Source organism: Deefgea tanakiae, assembly GCF_019665765.1.
Classification (GTDB): Bacteria; Pseudomonadota; Gammaproteobacteria; order Burkholderiales; family Chitinibacteraceae; genus Deefgea; species Deefgea tanakiae.
Map to the genome: position 1 here is coordinate 732,116 of NZ_CP081150.1, position 18,250 is coordinate 750,365.

Sequence of the window (18,250 nt, forward strand, 5' to 3'; positions counted from 1 at the left end):
ATCAAGCTTAATTTCAAGCATTTACATTGAGGGGTACAAAATGAAAATCATCGTTATCGGCGCGGCAGGAACTATTGGTCAAGCGCTTGTTAAAGAACTGGCTTCAAGGCATGAAATCATCAGCGCTGGGCGCAATAGTGGCGACATTCAGGTTGATCTCACTGATGCAGCCAGTATTGAAAAAATGTATCAGCAAGTCGGCCCTGTTGATGCAGTGATTTCTGCTGCCGGCAATGTGCATTTTGGCGCATTGAATGAAATGACCGCTGCAGAATATGCGATAGGGATTAACGACAAATTGATGGGACAAGTCCAGCTGGTGCTGATCGGGCAGAAATATCTGAACGATGGCGGCAGTTTTACCTTGATCAGCGGCGCTTTAACGAATGATCCTATTGTTTACGGCAGCAGCGTCAGTATGGTCAACGGCGGTTTGGAAGCCTTTGCTCGCGCCGCCGCGATTGAGTTGGCGCGTGGTTTGCGTATTAATGTGGTGAGTCCGACGCTTTTGACCGAATCACAGGAAAGTTATGGCGCTTACTTTCGCGGTTTTGAAACTGTTCCTGCCGCCAAAGTAGCTCGCGCATTCAGTAAAAGCGTCGAGGGCGCACAAACTGGGCAGATTTATCAGGTACTGTAATTCTTGATCTTGATAAAAAAACCAGCCTGGCGGCTGGTGGGCTTTATTTTCCTAGGTAGGCTTTGAGTGCACTGTCTAATGTGGGGTATTTAAATACATACCCTGCATCAAGGAGTTTTTTCGGTACCACGCGCTGCCCCTTGGTAAAGAGCGCGCCCATTTCGCCAGCCAAGGTGTCAATGACGCAAGCCGGTGTGGCGATAAAAGTAGGGCGGTGCAGTGCTTGGCCGACTGCTTTGGCAAACTGTGCTTGGGTAGGGGCTTCAGGAGCGGTCATATTCACTGCGCCGCTGAGGCTGCTGTCGTGTAGAGCTCGCAAAATCACCGCAATCACATCATCGCGATGCACCCAGCTCATCACTTGTTGGCCATCGCCCATTTTGCCGCCAACGCCAAAATAATACGGCGCGATCAGCTTCGGCAGTGCGCCGCCTTTATCATCGTGCGAGCAAAACACCAAACCCAGACGCAGTCGCACAACACGCAGGCCGAAATCTTCGGCTTTTAATGCTGCCGCTTCCCACTTTTGGCACAGCTCAGACATAAATTCGTCTTGTGGTGGAGCGGATTCATCCAGCGCTTCATCGCCGCGGCAGCCATAATAGCCAATCGCAGAACCATTCACCAAGACGCTTGGCTTGACGCTGGCTCTCGCAATCCACGACACGAGCCCTTCGGTTGTGCCAACGCGGCTATCGAGCAAAACTTGCTTGCGCGCCGCCGACCAGCGCGGACCAACGACTGGGGTGCCTGCCAAATTCACCACGGCATCAAATTGCGCGTCGTCTGGCAACTCGCTCCAATTCGAAAATGCACTGACCTTGCCCTTGGCCCCATCAGTCCCATTAAATTTGGCCATCGCTGCCGCAGGCTGACGACTAAACAAACTCACACGATGGCCAGCGGCCAGCAGTTGCTTAAGCAATTGAGCACCAATAAAGCCAGTACCACCCGTCACTAAAATATGTTGACCTGCTTCTGTTGCGTTCATGGTGTGTGATCCTGAAGGATTAAAAAACGAAGCGATAAGTGATTAAAGCATGCTTAAGTAAGTGTGAGACTGTAAAACAGTGCTAAAAGAAGTTGCACAGGCCAAAATGGTCTGAATAAGCAGGCAAGAGCAGCAGTAGCATCCGTCTCGATTGAGTCATAAACTCAATCGCCCTGTGTTTTCTTAACACTATCAATTCGTTTGAAATGCAGCTTTTTATACTTTACGGGTGATCGCTCATTATTGAAACATTGACCTCAATTTTTTGAGACTTTCGATACTAAATTGAGTAGTACTTCATGGCTTATCTCATTGGCCTGTCGCATTCGAAATTCGCGCTAATTGATGGCAACTGAAACTCATTGCTAAGTCGATTGCTTTTCGGCTTAGCTAGCGCAATCAACAGCTGGCGTTTACTCGTTGTTTGCGTGTCGAGGCAGTCCCAATGAAATCAGCGCTGCTAAGGCAATAAAAGCTGCTGAAATCCACAGACAAGCCGCCAAGCCTGCCGTTTGGTAGACCCAGCCTGACAACACCGTACCGATCAGTCGCCCCATCGCATTGGCCATATAGTAAAAACCCACATCGAGCGATGCGCCGTCTTCTTTGGCGTAACTGACGATCAAATAGCTATGTAATGAAGAATTAATCGCAAACAGCACACCAAATAGCAAGAGCCCACCAACTAGTATTGCCTCCAAGCCATTTTCTAAATTGATCCCTATGGCAATACCCGCAGTTAATACGGCAAGCGGAATTGCCCACAGCATCGCGGCGCGGCCATCAGGGACTTTGCCCGATTTTTTGCCGGTTAAATACGGAGCGAGCGATTGCACGATGCCGTAGCCAATCACCCAGCAGGCAAAAAACGTGCCGACCGCCCAATCGGCCCAACCCAAAGTCGTCGCCATAAACACGGGTAGCGCCACGACAAACCACACATCACGCGCGCCAAAGAGAAACATTCGCGCTGCCGACAAAATATTCACCGCACGGCTACTAGAAAAAATCTCACCAAACTTAGGCTTGTTTTTCGCCTTGCCCAAATCTGATTTCAGACTCAGCAGGCTAGCAATCCACACCAAGAGCAACACACCCGCCATCGCCCACATTGCGCCCGCAAAACCTAAAGTCGCCAGCAATACGCCGCCCAAGAAAAACCCGACGCCTTTGAGCGCATTTTTAGAACCCGTTAATACCGCCACCCACTGAAAGAGTTTCCCTTCCGCGCCAGCGGGTACCAGCGTCTTGATACTACTTTTGGCGCTCATTTTATTCAGATCTTTGGCAATCCCCGACAGTGCCTGCGCCGCCATCACCCATGGCACCGTCAACATCGCAGTTGGCACGGTCAGCGCCAGCAGCGCGATCACTTGCAGGCCAAGGCCGATATTCATCGTCTTATTCAAGCCAATCCGCGCGCCCAGCCAGCCACCGACGAGGTTAGTAACAACACCAAAAATCTCGTAAAACAAAAACAGCAACGCAATATTGAGTGGCGAAAAGCCAAGCTGATGAAAATGCAGCACGACCAACATCCGCAAAGCGCCATCGGTTAGCGTAAATGCCCAATAGTTGCCGGTGATGATCAAATATTGGCGGATTTGGGGGGAGAGGGTGGAGAGCATCGGCGATCTCGTATTCATATTTTTAAAGTGCCTGTGGCACGATGTTTTGCAGTCGCAATCCGCGACGGGGACTTACTTCTCTTGCTTCGCCAAGAGAAGTAAGCAAGAGAAGGCGACCCGGGCGAAAAGCGCTCCGCGCTGCCCTTGCTTCGTCGTGAGCCAAACGATAATACTGTTTGTCTCCCTCCTCGCAGCGGTTTTCGCTACACGGGAACTCAAGCCTCAGACCTGCCATCGTGCTTTGAATTAATACAAAGTTGAGCAACCTCACCAAGCCAAGCCAAGCCATAAGACTGGAATCATTTTTTTAGAGTACGTCACTTTGCCGGGTAGTTTTTAAGCCTAATCTTGAAAGGTTCAATAAAAACGCCCCCAATGAGGAATAAATAGAAGCTGTAAATCCGTACTTCTTTTCAACGCCCGCATTGCATCACAAATCTTAGTTTTGATAATGTCGGGATTAACGATGCAATCTTCAGCAAGCTTAATAACTACAACGAAATCGGGCGCAGAATCCTCGGGCGACAACCATCCTTCTACATGTCTTCGAGCATATTGCATCGCCAAAACTTCAAAAAAATAACTCACTTTCCGATCTTTGTTCAAAAGCACAAAATGACTCGGAACGGTCGGATCGAGATAATCTCGGCCGGAGAACAGAAGGCAATCAGATGATTCTGGATCGATGACCCATTTTCCTGCATATGAAACAAAATGTTCCATGAACTTCTCTTTGACCATTGGTAAATCATCTGCCGAAATTTCTATCAACTCAAACGCCATAATCCATTCCCAAGTTATCAGTCCATTTTCAACCATTAGCACAGCGCAATCCGAGACCTCGCGCTACACCAACTACGACTCGCCCATCGAATATGCAGTGAATTTTCTATCCAGCAAGCCACAGGCGCGAGCCGCTGTACGCCATGGATCGATATGTGGCGCAACGAGGTGTTGTTGCAAAGCTTCGGCACTAGGCCACAGCTCGGAAACGCGGATTAAGCCAGCATCAAATAAGTCTTCTGCCACGTCATAGGCGATGCACCCATCGTGCAGGTAAGTTGCATCCACCAAGGTTTTCAAATGGGGGCGAATCGCATCCAACTGATCAGGTGGGAACCGCAAAAAACCGAATACTGCAACCGAGGGATTCATTGCTTCTCCAGATGGATGAATTTTTATGGTAATACTCTCATTTTGCGTGGATAAGAGCCCGATGATTGGTCTGGGGCTTAAATCCCGTGTAGCGAAAACCGCAGCGAGAAGGGAGACAAACAGTTTGATCGTTTGGCTCACGACGAAGCAAGGGCAGCGCGGAGCGCTTTTCGCCCGGGTCGCCTTCCTTTGCTTACTTTCCTTGGCGAAGCAAGGAAAGTAAGTCCCCGTCGCGGATTGCGACTGTAAAACACGGTGCCGAAGGCACTAAATCAACACGTATTGAGAACATTACCATTTAAAAAGAGTATTTTCATACAAACCATGTTTTATAGAGCGTGCTTGGCAATACCCTTGCTCATATTTACTGATCTGCCAAACCGACTTGTCTCACCAATTCAGCCGTGCGATTCACATAACCCCATTCATTGTCATACCACGCGTACAGTTTCAACTGTGTACCGTTGATGACCATTGTCGATAGCGCATCGATGATCGACGAGCGTGCATCGCCGCGATAGTCGATTGATACCAGTGGGCGTTCTTCATAACCCAAAAGGTCTTTCAAATACGTTTCTGATGCCGCTTTCAGTAGTCCATTCACTTCTTCCACCGTCGTCGCGCGTTCTAGCTCGAATACGCAATCGGTGAGCGAAGCGTTGGTCAGCGGCACGCGAACGGCGTGGCCGTTCAGGCGGCCTTTCAGCTCAGGGAAGATTTCGGTAATCGCGGTGGCCGAGCCAGTCGACGTCGGGATCAAACTCGTGCCGCACGAACGCGCACGGCGCAGGTCTTTGTGTGGTGCGTCGATGATGGTTTGCGTATTGGTCAAATCATGAATCGTCGTCATGCTGCCGTGGCGAATACCTAGCTGTTCGTGGATGACTTTCACAACGGGAGCGAGGCAGTTGGTCGTGCAACTGGCGGCGGTGACAATGCGGTGAATAGCGGGATCGAACAGGTGATCGTTCACACCGACGACGACATTCAGTACACCAGCTTCTTTTACCTGCGCGGTAACGACCACGCGTTTTACGCCTTGGTCGAGATAGGCTTGCAGTAGCGCGGTGGTTCGCATTTTGCCTGAGGCTTCGATCACCACATCGCAGCCCGACCAATCAGTGTCGCTGATGGCTTTGTTGCGCGTGGTTTTGATGCGCTGATTGCCGATGATGATGTCATCACCCTCAGTCGTCGCTTCATGCGCCCAACGGCCATGCACCGAGTCAAAATTGAGCAAATGCGCCAAGGTTGCTGCGTCGCCCGCCGGATCGTTGATTTGCACAAACTCAATCTCTGGCCAGCCCCAAGCCGCGCGCAGTGTTAAACGTCCCATACGGCCAAAGCCGTTAATCCCTACTTTGATGCTCATTTGTGCTGTCCTCAGACTGAAATTGATATTGTTGATAATAACAATACAATATTTCAAACATTGTTGTATAGTTGAATTATGGAAAAATTAATCGCTACGACTATTTTTGAGTCGCTTTCATCGGGTATCCGTTTGGATGCTTATCGTTTATTAGTTCGCCAAGGTCATACTGGTATGGTGGCAGGAGAAATTGCAACTGCACTCGGCTTACCGCCAACCAATATGTCGTTTCACCTCAAAGCCATGGCGCAGGCCAATATAGTGACGGTCGAACAAGAAGGCCGTTATATGCGCTATCGAGCCAATCTGAGCTTGATGCTGGATCTAATCGCCTATCTGACCGAGGAATGTTGCGAAGGGCATCCCGAACAATGTGCTGACTTACGCAACCAGTCGAGCTGCTCGCCCGCTGTTTTGCCACCACTGTGCTGCCCCGCTCCTAAGACGGAGTAGTCCATCGGCGGCGTTTCACAAATGCTGTTAGGAGAAAATCATGAGCAAGATACAAATTTTTGACCCCGCCCTGTGCTGTAGCTCTGGCGTGTGCGGTGAAGATGTAGACCAAGCTTTGGTGAATGCCTCAGCCGATATCGATTGGGCCAAGCAACAAGGTGCGCAGATTGAACGCTTTAATTTGGCGCAGCAGCCGATGGCGTTTGCAGAAAATGAGCTTGTGAAAGCATTTCTAGTGCGCTCTGGCGCTGAAGCGCTCCCTGTCGTTCTGGTGGATAGCGAAATGGCTTTGGCGGGACGGTATCCGACTCGGGCAGAATTGGCGCGTTGGGCTGTAATCACAAAAGTGCTGCCTGAGAAAAATAACTGTTGCTCTGGAAATCGTTGCGGCTAATTCCTGAAGTTCAATGCTGTTTAGTTGGTGGAGTCATATCATGAAATTCCTTACCTGTTCGCGCCGATTGAAATTTGACCCACCCTGCCGATCGAATTTTGACCCAGGGCTGAGCGTTGCTTTTTAACGGAGCAACTGTGGGTAAGTCTAGCAATTAGCGGGCAGTTCGCCCGCTATTTTTACACCTTCATTTTCAACTTAGAACGGTTCCGCTTCCCTACTCAGTTCATCTTTCTTACTTTGCTCCCGCTGTTTGATCTTCGATTTCGCCGCCATACTGCTGTGCTGGAAACGATAGGAATCATTCCCTGTTTCAACAATATGACAATGATGGGTGAGTCGATCCAATAGCGCCGTTGTCATCTTGGCATCACCAAAGACACTCGACCATTCCGAGAAGTTCAGATTGGTCGTGATGATCACGCTGGTGTGTTCGTACAGCTTCGACAGCAAGTGAAACAGCAATGCGCCACCGGCTTGGCTGAAGGGCAAGTAGCCCAGTTCATCCAGAATCACCACATCCACTCGCATTAGCGCCAGTGCGGTTCGCCCAGCTTTACCTTCTCGATTTTCTTTTTCCAGTAGATTGACCAGATCAACCGTTGAGTAAAAACGCACCCGCTTGCCATGCCGTGTAATCCCCCCAATCCCCATCGCAGTGGCCAGATGTGTTTTTCCAGTGCCCGGACCACCAATCAACACGGCGTTTTGTGCGGTTTCCGTAAAAGCCAGCGTCGCCAGTTGCCCAACGAGGGCTTGATCCACTTTCGACACACTAAAGTCGAAACCCGCCAAGTCTCGATGTACAGGGAATCTAGCCGCAGCCATTTGATGATGAATCGAACGCAGACCACGGTCGGTGTTTTCTGCTTGGAGTAAATGTTCAATCAGCCAGCCCGAGGTATCTATAGCCAAACCACTTTGAGCTTTTAAATCAACCCAAGCGCCCGCCATACCGTGCAAGCGCAAGGCTTTGAGTTCCGCGGTAATGTCACGCATGATTGGCTCCCTCACTCGCAGCGGTAGGCTCGGAAGCTTCACGCAGACGGTCATAGCGCTCCGTATTCGCTTGCGGTGCATCCCCTAACTGCAAAGCAGTTTCGGCACTGGCTGTAGCAGGTGGATCATTCAAGCGCGCGACCACATTCAGAATGTGTTCAATGCTGATGACTCCTGATTCTAAGACCAACTCAACTGCAACGAGCACGGCATCCAATCCGGCCACCGGAACGGTGGCCAACACTTGTGCCATTACTTTGTCACCACCGTTGCGCCTTAACAATCCTTGTTTCAGCCGCAACAACGCCGTTGGCATCTCTGTAAATGGCGCACCATTGCGTAATGCACCAGGCTTGCGACTGATCAGTGGAATGTAATGCTGCCAATCGAAACTGACCTGATGTTTTGCCGGCAGACGATGATGGCAAGCCACGATTTCATCGTTCACCACAATCGCCACTTGTGTTGAGTACAACCGAACACTTACGCGCTGACGCGCCCATTCACAAGGAACTGAATATCGATTGCACGCTACGCTGATCAAACACGTACTGGAAACTCGAGCCAGATGCTCAACGTAACCATCAAACGGGGTCGGCATCGGCATCATTGCCAGTCGCTCTTGCTCCAACATTTCAGCAATGCTTAACCCTTTGAACTCAGGATGTTTGAGTTCGTCCCACAAGGCACGACAACGTTCGGCCAGCCAGGCATTCAGCGCTTCAAAGTGACTGAATTTAATGCTTTGCGCTTCAAGCCAAATGCGTCGCCGACTATCTTGCACATTCTTTTCAACGACGCCTTTTTCCCAACCAGAGGCGACATTGCAGAAGTCGGGATCAAACAAGTAGTGCGCGCACATCACAGAGAAACGGGCATTCACAATACGCCCTTTGCCCTTGAGTACCTTATCAACAGCGGTCTTCATATTGTCGTAAATGCCGCGTCGTGGCACGCCACCTAGAGCGACAAAGGAGCGGGCATGCGCATCAAATAACATTTCATGACCTTGGCTGGGATAAGCGACCAGCCAGAAAGCGCGACTGGCACACAACTTCATATGGGAAACTTGAATGCGGCGATAAATGCCACCGATAAGGAGATTCTCTTCGCTCCAATCAAATTGAAAGGCTTCACCCAAAGCAAACTGCAAGGGCACAAAGCCTTGCGGGGCTTTACCAGCTTTGCCACGCCAAGCACGAACGAAATCGGTGACGCCGCTATAACCCCCCGAATAGCCCTCAGCTTGGATCTGCTCGAACAACGCTTTGGCGGTGCGACGATTCTGTTTGGCACGGAATGAATCGGCAGTGAGCGCACGTTCTAAAGTGGCGTGAAATGGAGTGAGTTTGCCGGGCTTATGCTGCCGGATATATTGCGGTTCAGACTTCGAGGTTGGCTTACGAATCCAAGTCCGGATGGTGTTGCGCGCCAGACCGGTGCGCTTGGTGATTTCGTGCAGCGATAGATTATCGCGAAAATACATCCTGCGGATTTTGCCAATCATTTCCATGGTGATCACCTTTTATCCTCTGCTCAAGAATTAAGCAGAATAAGTAGAGCACCTGGGTCAATTTTGGATCGGTATAACTAGCTGTAGTGGGTCAATTTTCGGTCGGCGTCAACACCTTACCCAAGCCCCGCGTTTTCTGTTCTTCACCGGCAAAGGTGGCGTTGGTAAAACATCGATTGCTTGCGCAACGGCCATTCAATTGGCGGCCTCTGGGAAGCGAATTTTATTGGTGAGCACCGATCCGGCATCCAATGTCGGCCAAGTATTCGGCATTACGATTGGCAATCAAATCACCGACATTCCTGCGGTTGCCAATTTATCCGCGCTCGAAATCGATCCCCAAGCGGCGGCGCAAGTCTATCGCAATCGGATCGTTGATCCGGTGCGTGGTGTGTTGCCCGATGACGTCGTTCGCGGCATTGAGGAGCAGCTCTCGGGCGCGTGCACGACGGAAATTGCGGCGTTTGATGAGTTCACCGCGCTACTCATCGACTCGAAACAAACCGCTGATTTTGATCACATTATTTTTGATACCGCGCCGACCGGCCACACGATACGCTTGCTGCAATTGCCGGGCGCGTGGAGTGGCTTTTTGGCCGAAGGCAAAGGTGATGCGTCTTGCCTTGGCCCATTGTACGGGCTGGAAAAACAGCGCGCACAGTACAAAGCCGCAGTGGATGCCTTGGCCGACCCGATTCGTACTCGCCTGATTTTAGTGGCCCGCGCCCAGCAAGCGACCTTGCGCGAAGTGGCACGAACGCATGAAGAGCTGGCCGATATTGGCTTGGCACAGCAATATTTAGTGATTAATGGCGTGCTGCCCGAATCAGAAGCTAGCCAAGACCCGCTCGCAGCAGCAATCGCGCAACGCGAACACGCAGCGCTGGCGAATATTCCGGATTTTTTGAAAGACTTGCCAACGGATTTGTTAGCACTAAAACCCTTTAATCTGGTCGGTTTGCCTGCTTTGCAGCAATTGTTTACTGATGTCCAAAGTGCTGCGCCGAGTATTGATTCCAACGCAATCGACTTTGCTGCGCCCAATTTATCGACGCTGGTCGATCAAATTGCCGCCGACGGCCATGGTTTGGTGATGCTAATGGGTAAAGGCGGAGTCGGCAAAACGACGATTGCCGCCGCAGTCGCGGTCGAGCTCGCGCATCGCGGCCTGCCAGTGCATTTAACCACTTCTGATCCTGCGGCGCATCTAAGCGAAACACTCGTCGGCAGTTTAGACAATCTGACTGTGAGTCGTATCGATCCACATGAAGTGACTGAGCAGTATCGACAGCAAGTTATTGCTAGTAAAGGCGCACAACTTGATACCCAAGGCAGAGCTTTACTGGAAGAAGACTTGCGCTCGCCGTGTACCGAGGAAATCGCCGTATTTCAGGCTTTTTCGCGGATTATTCGCGAAGCGGGCAAGAAGTTTGTTGTGATGGATACCGCACCAACTGGCCACACGCTATTGCTGCTCGATGCCACGGGCGCGTATCACCGTGAAGTCGCAAAAAAAATGGATCAGGCCAAGCTGCATTACCTAACGCCGATGATGCAATTGCAAGACCCGAAGCAAACCAAAGTGCTGCTCGTGACTTTGGCCGAAACCACGCCCGTGCTGGAAGCGGCCAATCTGCAAACCGATTTGCAACGCGCAGGCATTACTCCGTGGGCGTGGGTGATTAATAACAGCATCGCGCTGGCTGGCGCAAAATCGCCGTTGCTTCAGCAACGCGCCCAGAATGAATTGCGTGAGATCGACCTAGTGGTGAATCAGCACGCACAGCGCTATGCCGTCGTGCCCTTGCTGAAAGACGAGCCAATTGGCGTGACGCGACTTTTAGAGCTGGCAGAGCACGGCCAAAAGTAAATATTTTTTAAAATTCAAACCATTTGAGTATTCAGCATGAATGTTAAAGCCTGCGCCGATGAATCGACGTCGCACAAGATGAGTTTTTTGGATCGCAATCTGACGCTATGGATTTTTCTGGCCATGGCTGTTGGTGTTGGGATCGGCGTGGTTTTTCCGCAAATGGCACAGCTCAATGAAGCGATGTCGGTTGGCACGACCAATATTCCGCTGGCAATTGGCCTGATTTTGATGATGTATCCGCCGCTGGCAAAAGTGAATTACAGCCTGCTCGGTGAAGTCACCCGCGATCAGCGAGCGATTACGCTTTCTTTGATCATGAACTGGATTGTTGGCCCGATTTTGATGTTTTTGCTGGCAATTATTTTCTTGCGCGATCAGCCTGGCTATATGGTCGGCTTGATTTTGATTGGGTTGGCGCGTTGTATCGCGATGGTGCTCGTCTGGAACGACATTAGCGGTGGTAGCAAAGAATACGGTGCGGCCTTAGTGGCACTCAATAGTGTGTTCCAAATTATTACTTATAGCTTTATGGCGTGGCTATTTATCACCGTGCTGCCGCCGCTGTTTGGCTTACAAGGTTTTGCGCTGGATATTACGATTTTCGATATTGCACAAAGCGTATTGATTTATCTGGGCATTCCATTTTTGGCGGGGTTTCTCAGCCGAAAATGGCTGGTCGCTGCGAAGGGCGAAGCTTGGTACAACACCGTGTTTATCCCGCGCATTTCGCCGATCACGCTGATTGCCTTGCTCGCAACCATCGTGCTGATGTTCAGCTTGAAAGGTGAAATGATTGTCGAGCTGCCGCTGGACGTAATCCAAATCGCCATTCCGCTGGTCATCTATTTTATGGTGATGTTTTTCGCTAGCTTTTTTATCGGCAAGAAAATGGGCTTACCGTACGATCAAAATGCGTCGATTGCGTTTACATCGACCGGCAATAATTTTGAGCTGGCGATTGCGGTGTCGATTGCTGTGTTTGGCTTGAGTTCTGATCAAGCCTTTGCTGGCGTAATTGGCCCCTTGGTTGAGGTGCCGGTGTTGATAGCCTTAGTGAATGTCGCACTGAGAATGAAGCGTAAATATTACGGAAAATCTGTTTAGCTAAGAGTCAATAAACTCTGTGCTACTTCAAAATAAATTTCTAAAGCACTGAAAGTATTAATTAATTTTTTTATGTGGGCATCCTCATCGAAGCTTATAAGCTATAACTGCACAAAGTATTATTCATTCAATTTGTAAGTGGATAAGTCATCTGAACTTTCGGAGGACTTATTCACTTGCTGCGTCATGGCAACGTGTTGCTTGAAGCGATCTCAGATTGCAACTTGTAACGATATCATTTGACGATCTAAGTCTCCTGACATCACTCGCTTACACTGCATTACTCCTTCTTCATTACGCATATTTTCTCGAAATAATGATTGCTACACCACGCTTAAATGACAAAGTGGCAATGATTAGCACCCTGTCTTAAACCAGCTCCCCCTCAATATTTCTAATATTTTTAGCTTGAGTCTGCGATTGTCCTCACACTATTGATGCCATGAAAGTAATTCATTGTTTTTGAAAATAGTCTCATTGGTGTTCATGTTTGGAGTCCGGTATAAATCACAATCATTGACGCAAGCTAGGCAATATGAATACCACTTTAATGGTGCTATTTATAAAAATTAGAAAAGACTGGAATTATGATGGACTGTGCGTATTCGAAAAATTGAGAACACCCACACAGCGCATGAAATAAATTCAAGTTTTATCGCAGAAATTAGGATACCAGATCAAAATGAACAACGAGTTTACATTTACGATTAATAGCATTAGTTTCGATGAGAACTATTTGCCAGCAGAAAATACGCGTATCACCACCAACTTTGCGAATCTGGCTCGAGGAGAGCGTCGCCAAGAGAATCTGCGCAATACTTTACAGATGATTAATAATCGTTTTAATGAGTTGGCGCATTGGGACAATCCTAAGTCAGATCGCTATTCTGTAGAACTTGAAATTATTTCTGTTGAGTTAAATCTGGATGCTGAAAAAAGCACTAAGGGCTTGCCTTTAATTGAGATATTAAAAACGAATATTGTTGACCATAAAACTAATGAAAGAACTGAAGGTATTGTAGGAAATAATTTTTCCTCGTATGTACGTGACTATGATTTTAGCGTGCTACTGCTGGAACATAATAAGCAGAAAAACCATTTCAGTACGCCAGAAAATTACGGTGAGCTGCACGGAAAATTATTTAAGAGTTTCATTAACTCAAATACATATCAAGAAAACTTTAAAAAACAGCCTGTGATTTGTTTGAGTGTTTCTAGTAGTCGAACTTATGAAAGGACTGAAAATCAGCATCCTGTATTAGGTGTCGAGTATATTCAAGATGAATATTCGTTGACTGACGAATACTTTAATAAAATGGGTCTACAGGTTCGCTATTTTATGCCAGCAAATAGCGTAGCGCCGTTGGCGTTTTACTTTGCGGGTAATTTGCTGGCGGATTATACAAATCTTGAGTTGATTAGCACAATTAGCACCATGAGTGCTTTTCAAAAGATATATCGCCCTGAAATTTATAATGCCAATTCGGTTGCAGGAAAAATATATCAGCCTAGTTTACAGCACCAAGATTATTCATTAACTCGAATTGTCTATGATCGAGAAGAGCGTAGCCGACTCGCAGTTGAGCAAGGGAAGTTTGTTGAAGAACATTTTATTAAACCATACCAAACCATTCTAAATCACTGGGCTGCTAATTGCGCGCTCTAATCCAATAATAAAAACTGAGATTCACGATGAAAATACTATTACCTACTTCAACCGCGGGCAGTTTACCTAAACCGTCTTGGCTTGCCGAGCCAGAAAAGATTTGGTCACCTTGGAAGTTAGAAGATCAGGAATTAAAAGACGGTAAATTAGATGCTTTACGTTTGTCATTGCAAGAGCAAGTACAAGCCGGAATTCATATTGTCAGTGATGGAGAGCAAACCCGGCAACATTTTGTCACTACATTTATTGAACATCTTAGCGGTGTTGATTTTGAAAAACGTGAAACGGTTAAAATTCGTAATCGCTATGAAGCAAGTGTACCCACCGTGGTGGGGCAGGTTTCTAGGCCAAAACCGGTTTTTGTTGAAGATGCTAAGTTTTTACGCCAACAAACCAAACAACCTATTAAATGGGCTTTGCCAGGCCCGATGACGATGATTGATACGCTGTACGATCACCATTATAAAAGTCGTGAAAAATTAGCATGGGAATTCGCCAAAATTCTGAATCAGGAGGCGCGTGAACTAGAGGCGGCAGGGGTCGATATCATTCAATTTGATGAGCCTGCATTTAATGTGTTTTTTGATGAGGTGAATGATTGGGGTGTGGCGACATTAGAAAGAGCCATTGAAGGGCTCAAATGTGAAACTGCCGTTCATATTTGCTATGGCTATGGCATTAAAGCCAATACCGATTGGAAAAAAACTTTGGGCTCAGAATGGCGCCAATATGAGGCTACATTCCCTAAATTGCAGCAATCGAATATTGATATCGTCTCACTGGAATGCCACAACTCGCAGGTACCAATGGATTTGATTGAACTGATCCGAGGAAAAAAAGTAATGGTAGGGGCGATCGATGTAGCAACCCATACCATTGAAACCCCTGAAGAGGTTGCAGATACCTTGCGAAAAGCGCTGCAATTTGTCGATGCAGATAAGCTTTACCCTTGCACCAACTGTGGTATGGCGCCTTTGCCTCGCGAAGTCGCACAAGGCAAGCTCAATGCTTTAACTGCGGGTGCGCAAATCGTTCGAGATGAACTATTGGCCTAAATCTATTTAGCCATTCAATAGTCTTTCAGCATAGAGACGCAGAGAAAAAGTGCTTGATCTGAATTTTCCTTATGGACTTCAAATGAAGATCAGTCAGTTTGATTCTTGGCGTCTCTGTGTCTGGGAACGTTTGAGTCGGCTACATTAAATTAAGCGCACTGCAGGTGATGTGGGCCCTGTGCGTTTAATAGTGTAACTTTCACATTTAAAAAATGGATAATTTAGGAATAATTTTGATGATTGAAGCAACAGACTATAGAAGTGCAATGTCGTTGTTAACGGGCGCAGTCAATGTGGTTACAACGACCGGCGAATCGGGTCGTCATGGTTTTACTGCGTCTGCAGTTTGTAGCGTGACTGATAATCCGCCTACATTATTGGTTTGCATGAATAAATCAGCAAGATCGCACGCTCATTTTGTCGCTAATAAAATCTTAACTGTGAATGTTTTAGGCGTGCATCATCAGCCGATTTCTGGCGTATTTTCAGCTCCGATTAATTCAGAGGAACGCTTTCAATATGGTAATTGGACTGAATTAAAAACAGGCGCGCCTGTTTTGGAAGATGCTTTGGTGAGTTTTGATTGTCAGATTGAGCAAATTCAAGAGGTTGGCACGCATACTATTTTTATTTGCCCAATTGTTGCCATTCAGCAAAGTCAATATGAGCAAGGTTTAGTTTATTTTAATCGTGCTTATCATCTTGTGGGGCAGGCGGCAGTAGCATAAACCTAAACATTTTTAAACTGTAGCGCTTCATAAAGTATGAATATCGTGGAAATAATTATTTTTTTAGCAATAGGCACTATCGCTGGATTTGCTGCTGGTTTATTTGGTGTGGGTGGTGGCGTTATTATCGTGCCCATATTGTATGTGGTTTTTACACAAATGAATTATAGCTCTGAAGTCGTCATGCATTTAGCTGTAGGTACATCGTTGGCAACGATTATTGTAACTTCGATTAGTTCATTAATTGCACACAATAAAAATGCTGCAGTCATCTGGCCTGTTTTTAGAAATTTGGCGCCGGGATTAATTGTCGGGTCATTTTTTGGAGCGGGAATTGCCGGATTACTTGCTGCGGCACAGTTGCGAATCATCATTGGTGTTTTCGCGCTTTGGGTTGCGTACAGTATGTTTGTCGGGGCGAAAAAAATAGTCGATCAAAATAAAATATTACCCTCTACTGCTAAGCAAGTATTTGCAGGTGCTGGAATTGGTGTGGCTTCTGCCATTTTTGGGATCGGAGGAGGGAGCTTAACCGTACCTTATCTCAATTCTTATGGGGTCATCATGCAAAAAGCGGTGGGTACATCTGCAGCATGTGGTTTACCGATTGCGATTGCGGGTGCTGTGGGATTTATGCTGTTTGGGATCAAAGAGCAAGTCAATGTGATCAATAGTATTGGCTTTGTTCATATTTATGCTTTTTTGGGGATTAGCATAATGAGTTTTTTTACCGCAAAGTTAGGTGCAAAAGCGGCACATGTCTTATCACCGGCCGTACTTAAAAAATGTTTTTCAGTCATGTTATTTATTGTTGGATGTTTTTTTATTTTTAAGGGATTGCTTTAATATTTTGGTTCTATGGTATTAATTTATCTCTATTTTCTTGATTTATTTCGAGTGGATGTTGCTGCGTTTTGAGCGGGCTGCTGGGTTTGAGTTAGTTTGCCGATTCATCTTCACAGATACGTTACTCTTGACGCACGGCTCCTTGCCGCTGAAACACCAGAATGTGGAAAAAGCGCTGAATCATCGATTGCAGCGCTTTTTTTGGGTGTTGATATTAACGTATCGTTAAATTATGCATTCAAAAGCATACCTCTTAGCATAAAGAACAACATTGCAGAAATACACGCCGAAATAGGCACTGTCACGATCCACGCTGCGGCGATTTTCATAATTTGTGAGCGTTTCACCAACTCTTGGCGATAAACCTTCTTCAAGCCTTTACGCTCCATTTTTGAGAAGTGCGCCGGATCGAGTTGTTGTTTCGCATTGGTTTTTAATTCTTCTAGCAATACGGCTTTTTGCGCAATATTGGCTTTATTGAATTTCAACATAAAAGCATCGATCGCTGCTTGATCGCCTTCTGGATGATGTGTCTTGATCGCATCGATGTTGCGGGCATGATTGGCTTTTAGGTATTCACGCAAGAAACCGACTCCAAAAACCCCGCCAACCGCAATATGGGTTGAGCTCACTGGCAAGCCCATTTGACTGGCGACAATCACGGTAATGGTTGCGGCTAAGGCAATACAAAATGCGCGCGTTTGATCCAGCTCGGTGATTTCCGAGCCCACTGTACGAATCACTTTCGGGCCATATAAAGCCAAGCCCAAAGAAATACCAATCGCACCAATCACCATAATCCACAATGGAATACTGGCTTTATCATGCAGGCTAGCATCACTACTCATCAAAGCATCATTAATAGCAGCTAATGGGCCAATCGCATTGGCAACGTCATTAGCGCCGTGCGCAAAGCTCAGTAGTGCGGCGGCAAAAATCAATGGAATCGTGAAGAAGTTATTCACGCTTTGCTTGGTATTTTCAACTTCACGTGCGCGCGACTTGATGATTGGCATAATTACCGCGCAAACGACGACGCCGACCGCAAAACCGATACCTAAAGCCGTCACGAATTCGACTTTCCAAATCTTGTTAAGTCCTTTGAGCATCAAATAAGTGCTAAAAGTCCATGCCATTAAGCCCACGAGCAGCGGCACCATTTTAGCAGCGGCTGCAATCATGTCTTGTTGGTAAGTAATGGTACGTTTAATCAGGTACAAAAAGAGTGCGGCAAAGATACCGCCTAGCAGCGGTGAAATCACCCAGCTCGCAGCAATCGTGCCGACTTGCGCCCAGTCTGCAATACCCATTCCACCTGCTGCAACCCCTGCGCCGAGCACAGCGCCGACAATCGAATGTGTTGTCGATACGGGGGCACCAATCGCTGTCGCCACATTGAGCCATAAAGCACCCGCTAATAAGGCCGCGAGCATAATCCAGATAAAGGTTTGTTTATCAGGGATTAAGTTTGGATCAATAATGCCACTACGAATCGTCGAAACGACATCACCACCTGCAATGATGGCGCCTGCTGCTTCAAAAATAGCTGCAATAATGAGCGCTCCGCCCATCGTGAGTGCTTTGGAACCGACAGCTGGCCCCACATTATTGGCAACGTCGTTAGCCCCAATATTGATGGCCATATAAGCACCAACCACTGAGGCGACAATGAGCATAATACTAGGGGTGGTGCCGCGTGCTGCGGTATAGAGCACGATACCGACAATAAACAGTAGCGCAATACTGAGCCGGATTAATTCAACGCGGCCAGAGTTGGCGGCCTTGTGGATTTTGTTGATTTGTTGGTGATTCATAGCGTCACTGTGGCGTGTT

General features: G+C 47.6%; 17 protein-coding genes. 9 read left to right on the forward strand and 8 right to left on the reverse strand.

What is annotated here, in order from left to right; translation table 11 throughout:
- The first annotated feature begins 40 nt into the window (after positions 1 to 40).
- Entirely contained in the window at positions 41 to 640 is a 600-nt protein-coding gene (locus K4H28_RS03540) for a short chain dehydrogenase (protein WP_221007033.1), read from the forward strand.
- A 43-nt stretch (positions 641 to 683) separates the two neighbouring features.
- On the opposite strand, the gene K4H28_RS03545 is transcribed toward K4H28_RS03540, so the two are convergent.
- The 5 genes from K4H28_RS03545 to K4H28_RS03565 all read right to left on the reverse strand — a co-directional run bounded on the left by K4H28_RS03545 (position 684) and on the right by K4H28_RS03565 (position 5,786).
- Positions 684 to 1,631: a TIGR01777 family oxidoreductase gene (locus K4H28_RS03545; RefSeq protein WP_221007034.1), complete on the reverse strand. Its 948-nt coding sequence runs from the start codon at positions 1,629 to 1,631 to the stop codon at positions 684 to 686.
- 413 nt (positions 1,632 to 2,044) lie between these two features.
- Entirely contained in the window at positions 2,045 to 3,277 is a 1,233-nt protein-coding gene (arsJ, locus tag K4H28_RS03550) for an organoarsenical effux MFS transporter ArsJ (protein WP_221007035.1), read from the reverse strand.
- A 339-nt stretch (positions 3,278 to 3,616) separates the two neighbouring features.
- Positions 3,617 to 4,084, reverse strand: coding sequence for a hypothetical protein (locus K4H28_RS03555; protein ID WP_221007036.1), 468 nt, complete (start codon positions 4,082 to 4,084; stop codon positions 3,617 to 3,619).
- 30 nt (positions 4,085 to 4,114) lie between these two features.
- Positions 4,115 to 4,414, reverse strand: a complete 300-nt coding sequence (locus K4H28_RS03560; protein WP_221007037.1) for a putative quinol monooxygenase — start codon at positions 4,412 to 4,414, stop codon at positions 4,115 to 4,117.
- Positions 4,415 to 4,778: 364 nt separating this feature from the next.
- Positions 4,779 to 5,786 (reverse strand): ArsJ-associated glyceraldehyde-3-phosphate dehydrogenase, encoded by a 1,008-nt coding sequence (locus K4H28_RS03565; RefSeq protein ID WP_221007038.1) that lies wholly within the window; start codon positions 5,784 to 5,786, stop codon positions 4,779 to 4,781.
- A 78-nt stretch (positions 5,787 to 5,864) separates the two neighbouring features.
- Here K4H28_RS03565 and K4H28_RS03570 point away from each other — a divergent pair, with 78 nt between their 5' ends.
- Entirely contained in the window at positions 5,865 to 6,239 is a 375-nt protein-coding gene (locus K4H28_RS03570) for an ArsR/SmtB family transcription factor (RefSeq protein ID WP_221007039.1), read from the forward strand.
- A 40-nt stretch (positions 6,240 to 6,279) separates the two neighbouring features.
- Positions 6,280 to 6,633 (forward strand): arsenite efflux transporter metallochaperone ArsD, encoded by a 354-nt coding sequence (arsD, locus tag K4H28_RS03575; RefSeq protein ID WP_221007040.1) that lies wholly within the window; start codon positions 6,280 to 6,282, stop codon positions 6,631 to 6,633.
- A 198-nt stretch (positions 6,634 to 6,831) separates the two neighbouring features.
- Here arsD and istB read toward each other — a convergent pair whose 3' ends face one another.
- On the reverse strand, positions 6,832 to 7,632 hold the full coding sequence (gene istB, locus K4H28_RS03580; protein WP_221005441.1) for an IS21-like element helper ATPase IstB: 801 nt from the start codon (positions 7,630 to 7,632) through the stop codon (positions 6,832 to 6,834).
- Positions 7,625 to 9,145, reverse strand: coding sequence for an IS21 family transposase (gene istA / locus K4H28_RS03585; RefSeq protein WP_221005442.1), 1,521 nt, complete (start codon positions 9,143 to 9,145; stop codon positions 7,625 to 7,627). Before istA ends, istB begins: the two co-directional genes overlap by 8 nt.
- 136 nt (positions 9,146 to 9,281) lie before the next feature.
- On the opposite strand from istA, the gene arsA reads away from it, so the two are divergent.
- The 6 genes from arsA to K4H28_RS03615 all read left to right on the forward strand — a co-directional run bounded on the left by arsA (position 9,282) and on the right by K4H28_RS03615 (position 16,417).
- On the forward strand, positions 9,282 to 11,015 hold the full coding sequence (gene arsA, locus K4H28_RS03590; RefSeq protein WP_444542513.1) for an arsenical pump-driving ATPase: 1,734 nt from the start codon (positions 9,282 to 9,284) through the stop codon (positions 11,013 to 11,015).
- Positions 11,016 to 11,051: 36 nt separating this feature from the next.
- Positions 11,052 to 12,122 (forward strand): ACR3 family arsenite efflux transporter, encoded by a 1,071-nt coding sequence (gene arsB, locus K4H28_RS03595; RefSeq protein ID WP_221007041.1) that lies wholly within the window; start codon positions 11,052 to 11,054, stop codon positions 12,120 to 12,122.
- 682 nt (positions 12,123 to 12,804) lie between these two features.
- Positions 12,805 to 13,788 carry a DUF1852 domain-containing protein gene (locus tag K4H28_RS03600; protein ID WP_221007042.1) on the forward strand — a complete coding sequence of 328 codons (984 nt, stop codon included), beginning with the start codon at positions 12,805 to 12,807 and terminating at the stop codon, positions 13,786 to 13,788.
- 26 nt (positions 13,789 to 13,814) lie between these two features.
- On the forward strand, positions 13,815 to 14,843 hold the full coding sequence (locus K4H28_RS03605; protein WP_221007043.1) for a methionine synthase: 1,029 nt from the start codon (positions 13,815 to 13,817) through the stop codon (positions 14,841 to 14,843).
- Between the two features lie 236 nt (positions 14,844 to 15,079).
- Positions 15,080 to 15,571, forward strand: coding sequence for a flavin reductase (locus K4H28_RS03610; protein WP_221007044.1), 492 nt, complete (start codon positions 15,080 to 15,082; stop codon positions 15,569 to 15,571).
- Positions 15,572 to 15,607: 36 nt separating this feature from the next.
- Positions 15,608 to 16,417, forward strand: coding sequence for a sulfite exporter TauE/SafE family protein (locus K4H28_RS03615; protein WP_221007045.1), 810 nt, complete (start codon positions 15,608 to 15,610; stop codon positions 16,415 to 16,417).
- Positions 16,418 to 16,647: 230 nt separating this feature from the next.
- Here K4H28_RS03615 and K4H28_RS03620 read toward each other — a convergent pair whose 3' ends face one another.
- Entirely contained in the window at positions 16,648 to 18,231 is a 1,584-nt protein-coding gene (locus K4H28_RS03620) for an inorganic phosphate transporter (protein ID WP_221007046.1), read from the reverse strand.
- Positions 18,232 to 18,250 lie beyond the last annotated feature (19 nt).

What these genes read in the sequence shown, in the direction of transcription:
- K4H28_RS03605 (WP_221007043.1), top strand. Translation starts at nt 13,815, where the DNA reads ATGAAAATACTATTACCTACTTCAACCGCGGGCAGTTTACCTAAACCG.
- istB (WP_221005441.1), bottom strand. Translation starts at nt 7,632, where the DNA reads ATGCGTGACATTACCGCGGAACTCAAAGCCTTGCGCTTGCACGGTATG.
- arsD (WP_221007040.1), top strand. Translation starts at nt 6,280, where the DNA reads ATGAGCAAGATACAAATTTTTGACCCCGCCCTGTGCTGTAGCTCTGGC.
- K4H28_RS03560 (WP_221007037.1), bottom strand. Translation starts at nt 4,414, where the DNA reads ATGAATCCCTCGGTTGCAGTATTCGGTTTTTTGCGGTTCCCACCTGAT.
- K4H28_RS03540 (WP_221007033.1), top strand. Translation starts at nt 41, where the DNA reads ATGAAAATCATCGTTATCGGCGCGGCAGGAACTATTGGTCAAGCGCTT.
- K4H28_RS03565 (WP_221007038.1), bottom strand. Translation starts at nt 5,786, where the DNA reads ATGAGCATCAAAGTAGGGATTAACGGCTTTGGCCGTATGGGACGTTTA.
- K4H28_RS03545 (WP_221007034.1), bottom strand. Translation starts at nt 1,631, where the DNA reads ATGAACGCAACAGAAGCAGGTCAACATATTTTAGTGACGGGTGGTACT.
- arsJ (WP_221007035.1), bottom strand. Translation starts at nt 3,277, where the DNA reads ATGAATACGAGATCGCCGATGCTCTCCACCCTCTCCCCCCAAATCCGC.
- K4H28_RS03570 (WP_221007039.1), top strand. Translation starts at nt 5,865, where the DNA reads ATGGAAAAATTAATCGCTACGACTATTTTTGAGTCGCTTTCATCGGGT.
- K4H28_RS03620 (WP_221007046.1), bottom strand. Translation starts at nt 18,231, where the DNA reads ATGAATCACCAACAAATCAACAAAATCCACAAGGCCGCCAACTCTGGC.
- istA (WP_221005442.1), bottom strand. Translation starts at nt 9,145, where the DNA reads ATGGAAATGATTGGCAAAATCCGCAGGATGTATTTTCGCGATAATCTA.
- K4H28_RS03610 (WP_221007044.1), top strand. Translation starts at nt 15,080, where the DNA reads ATGATTGAAGCAACAGACTATAGAAGTGCAATGTCGTTGTTAACGGGC.
- arsB (WP_221007041.1), top strand. Translation starts at nt 11,052, where the DNA reads ATGAATGTTAAAGCCTGCGCCGATGAATCGACGTCGCACAAGATGAGT.
- K4H28_RS03615 (WP_221007045.1), top strand. Translation starts at nt 15,608, where the DNA reads ATGAATATCGTGGAAATAATTATTTTTTTAGCAATAGGCACTATCGCT.
- K4H28_RS03600 (WP_221007042.1), top strand. Translation starts at nt 12,805, where the DNA reads ATGAACAACGAGTTTACATTTACGATTAATAGCATTAGTTTCGATGAG.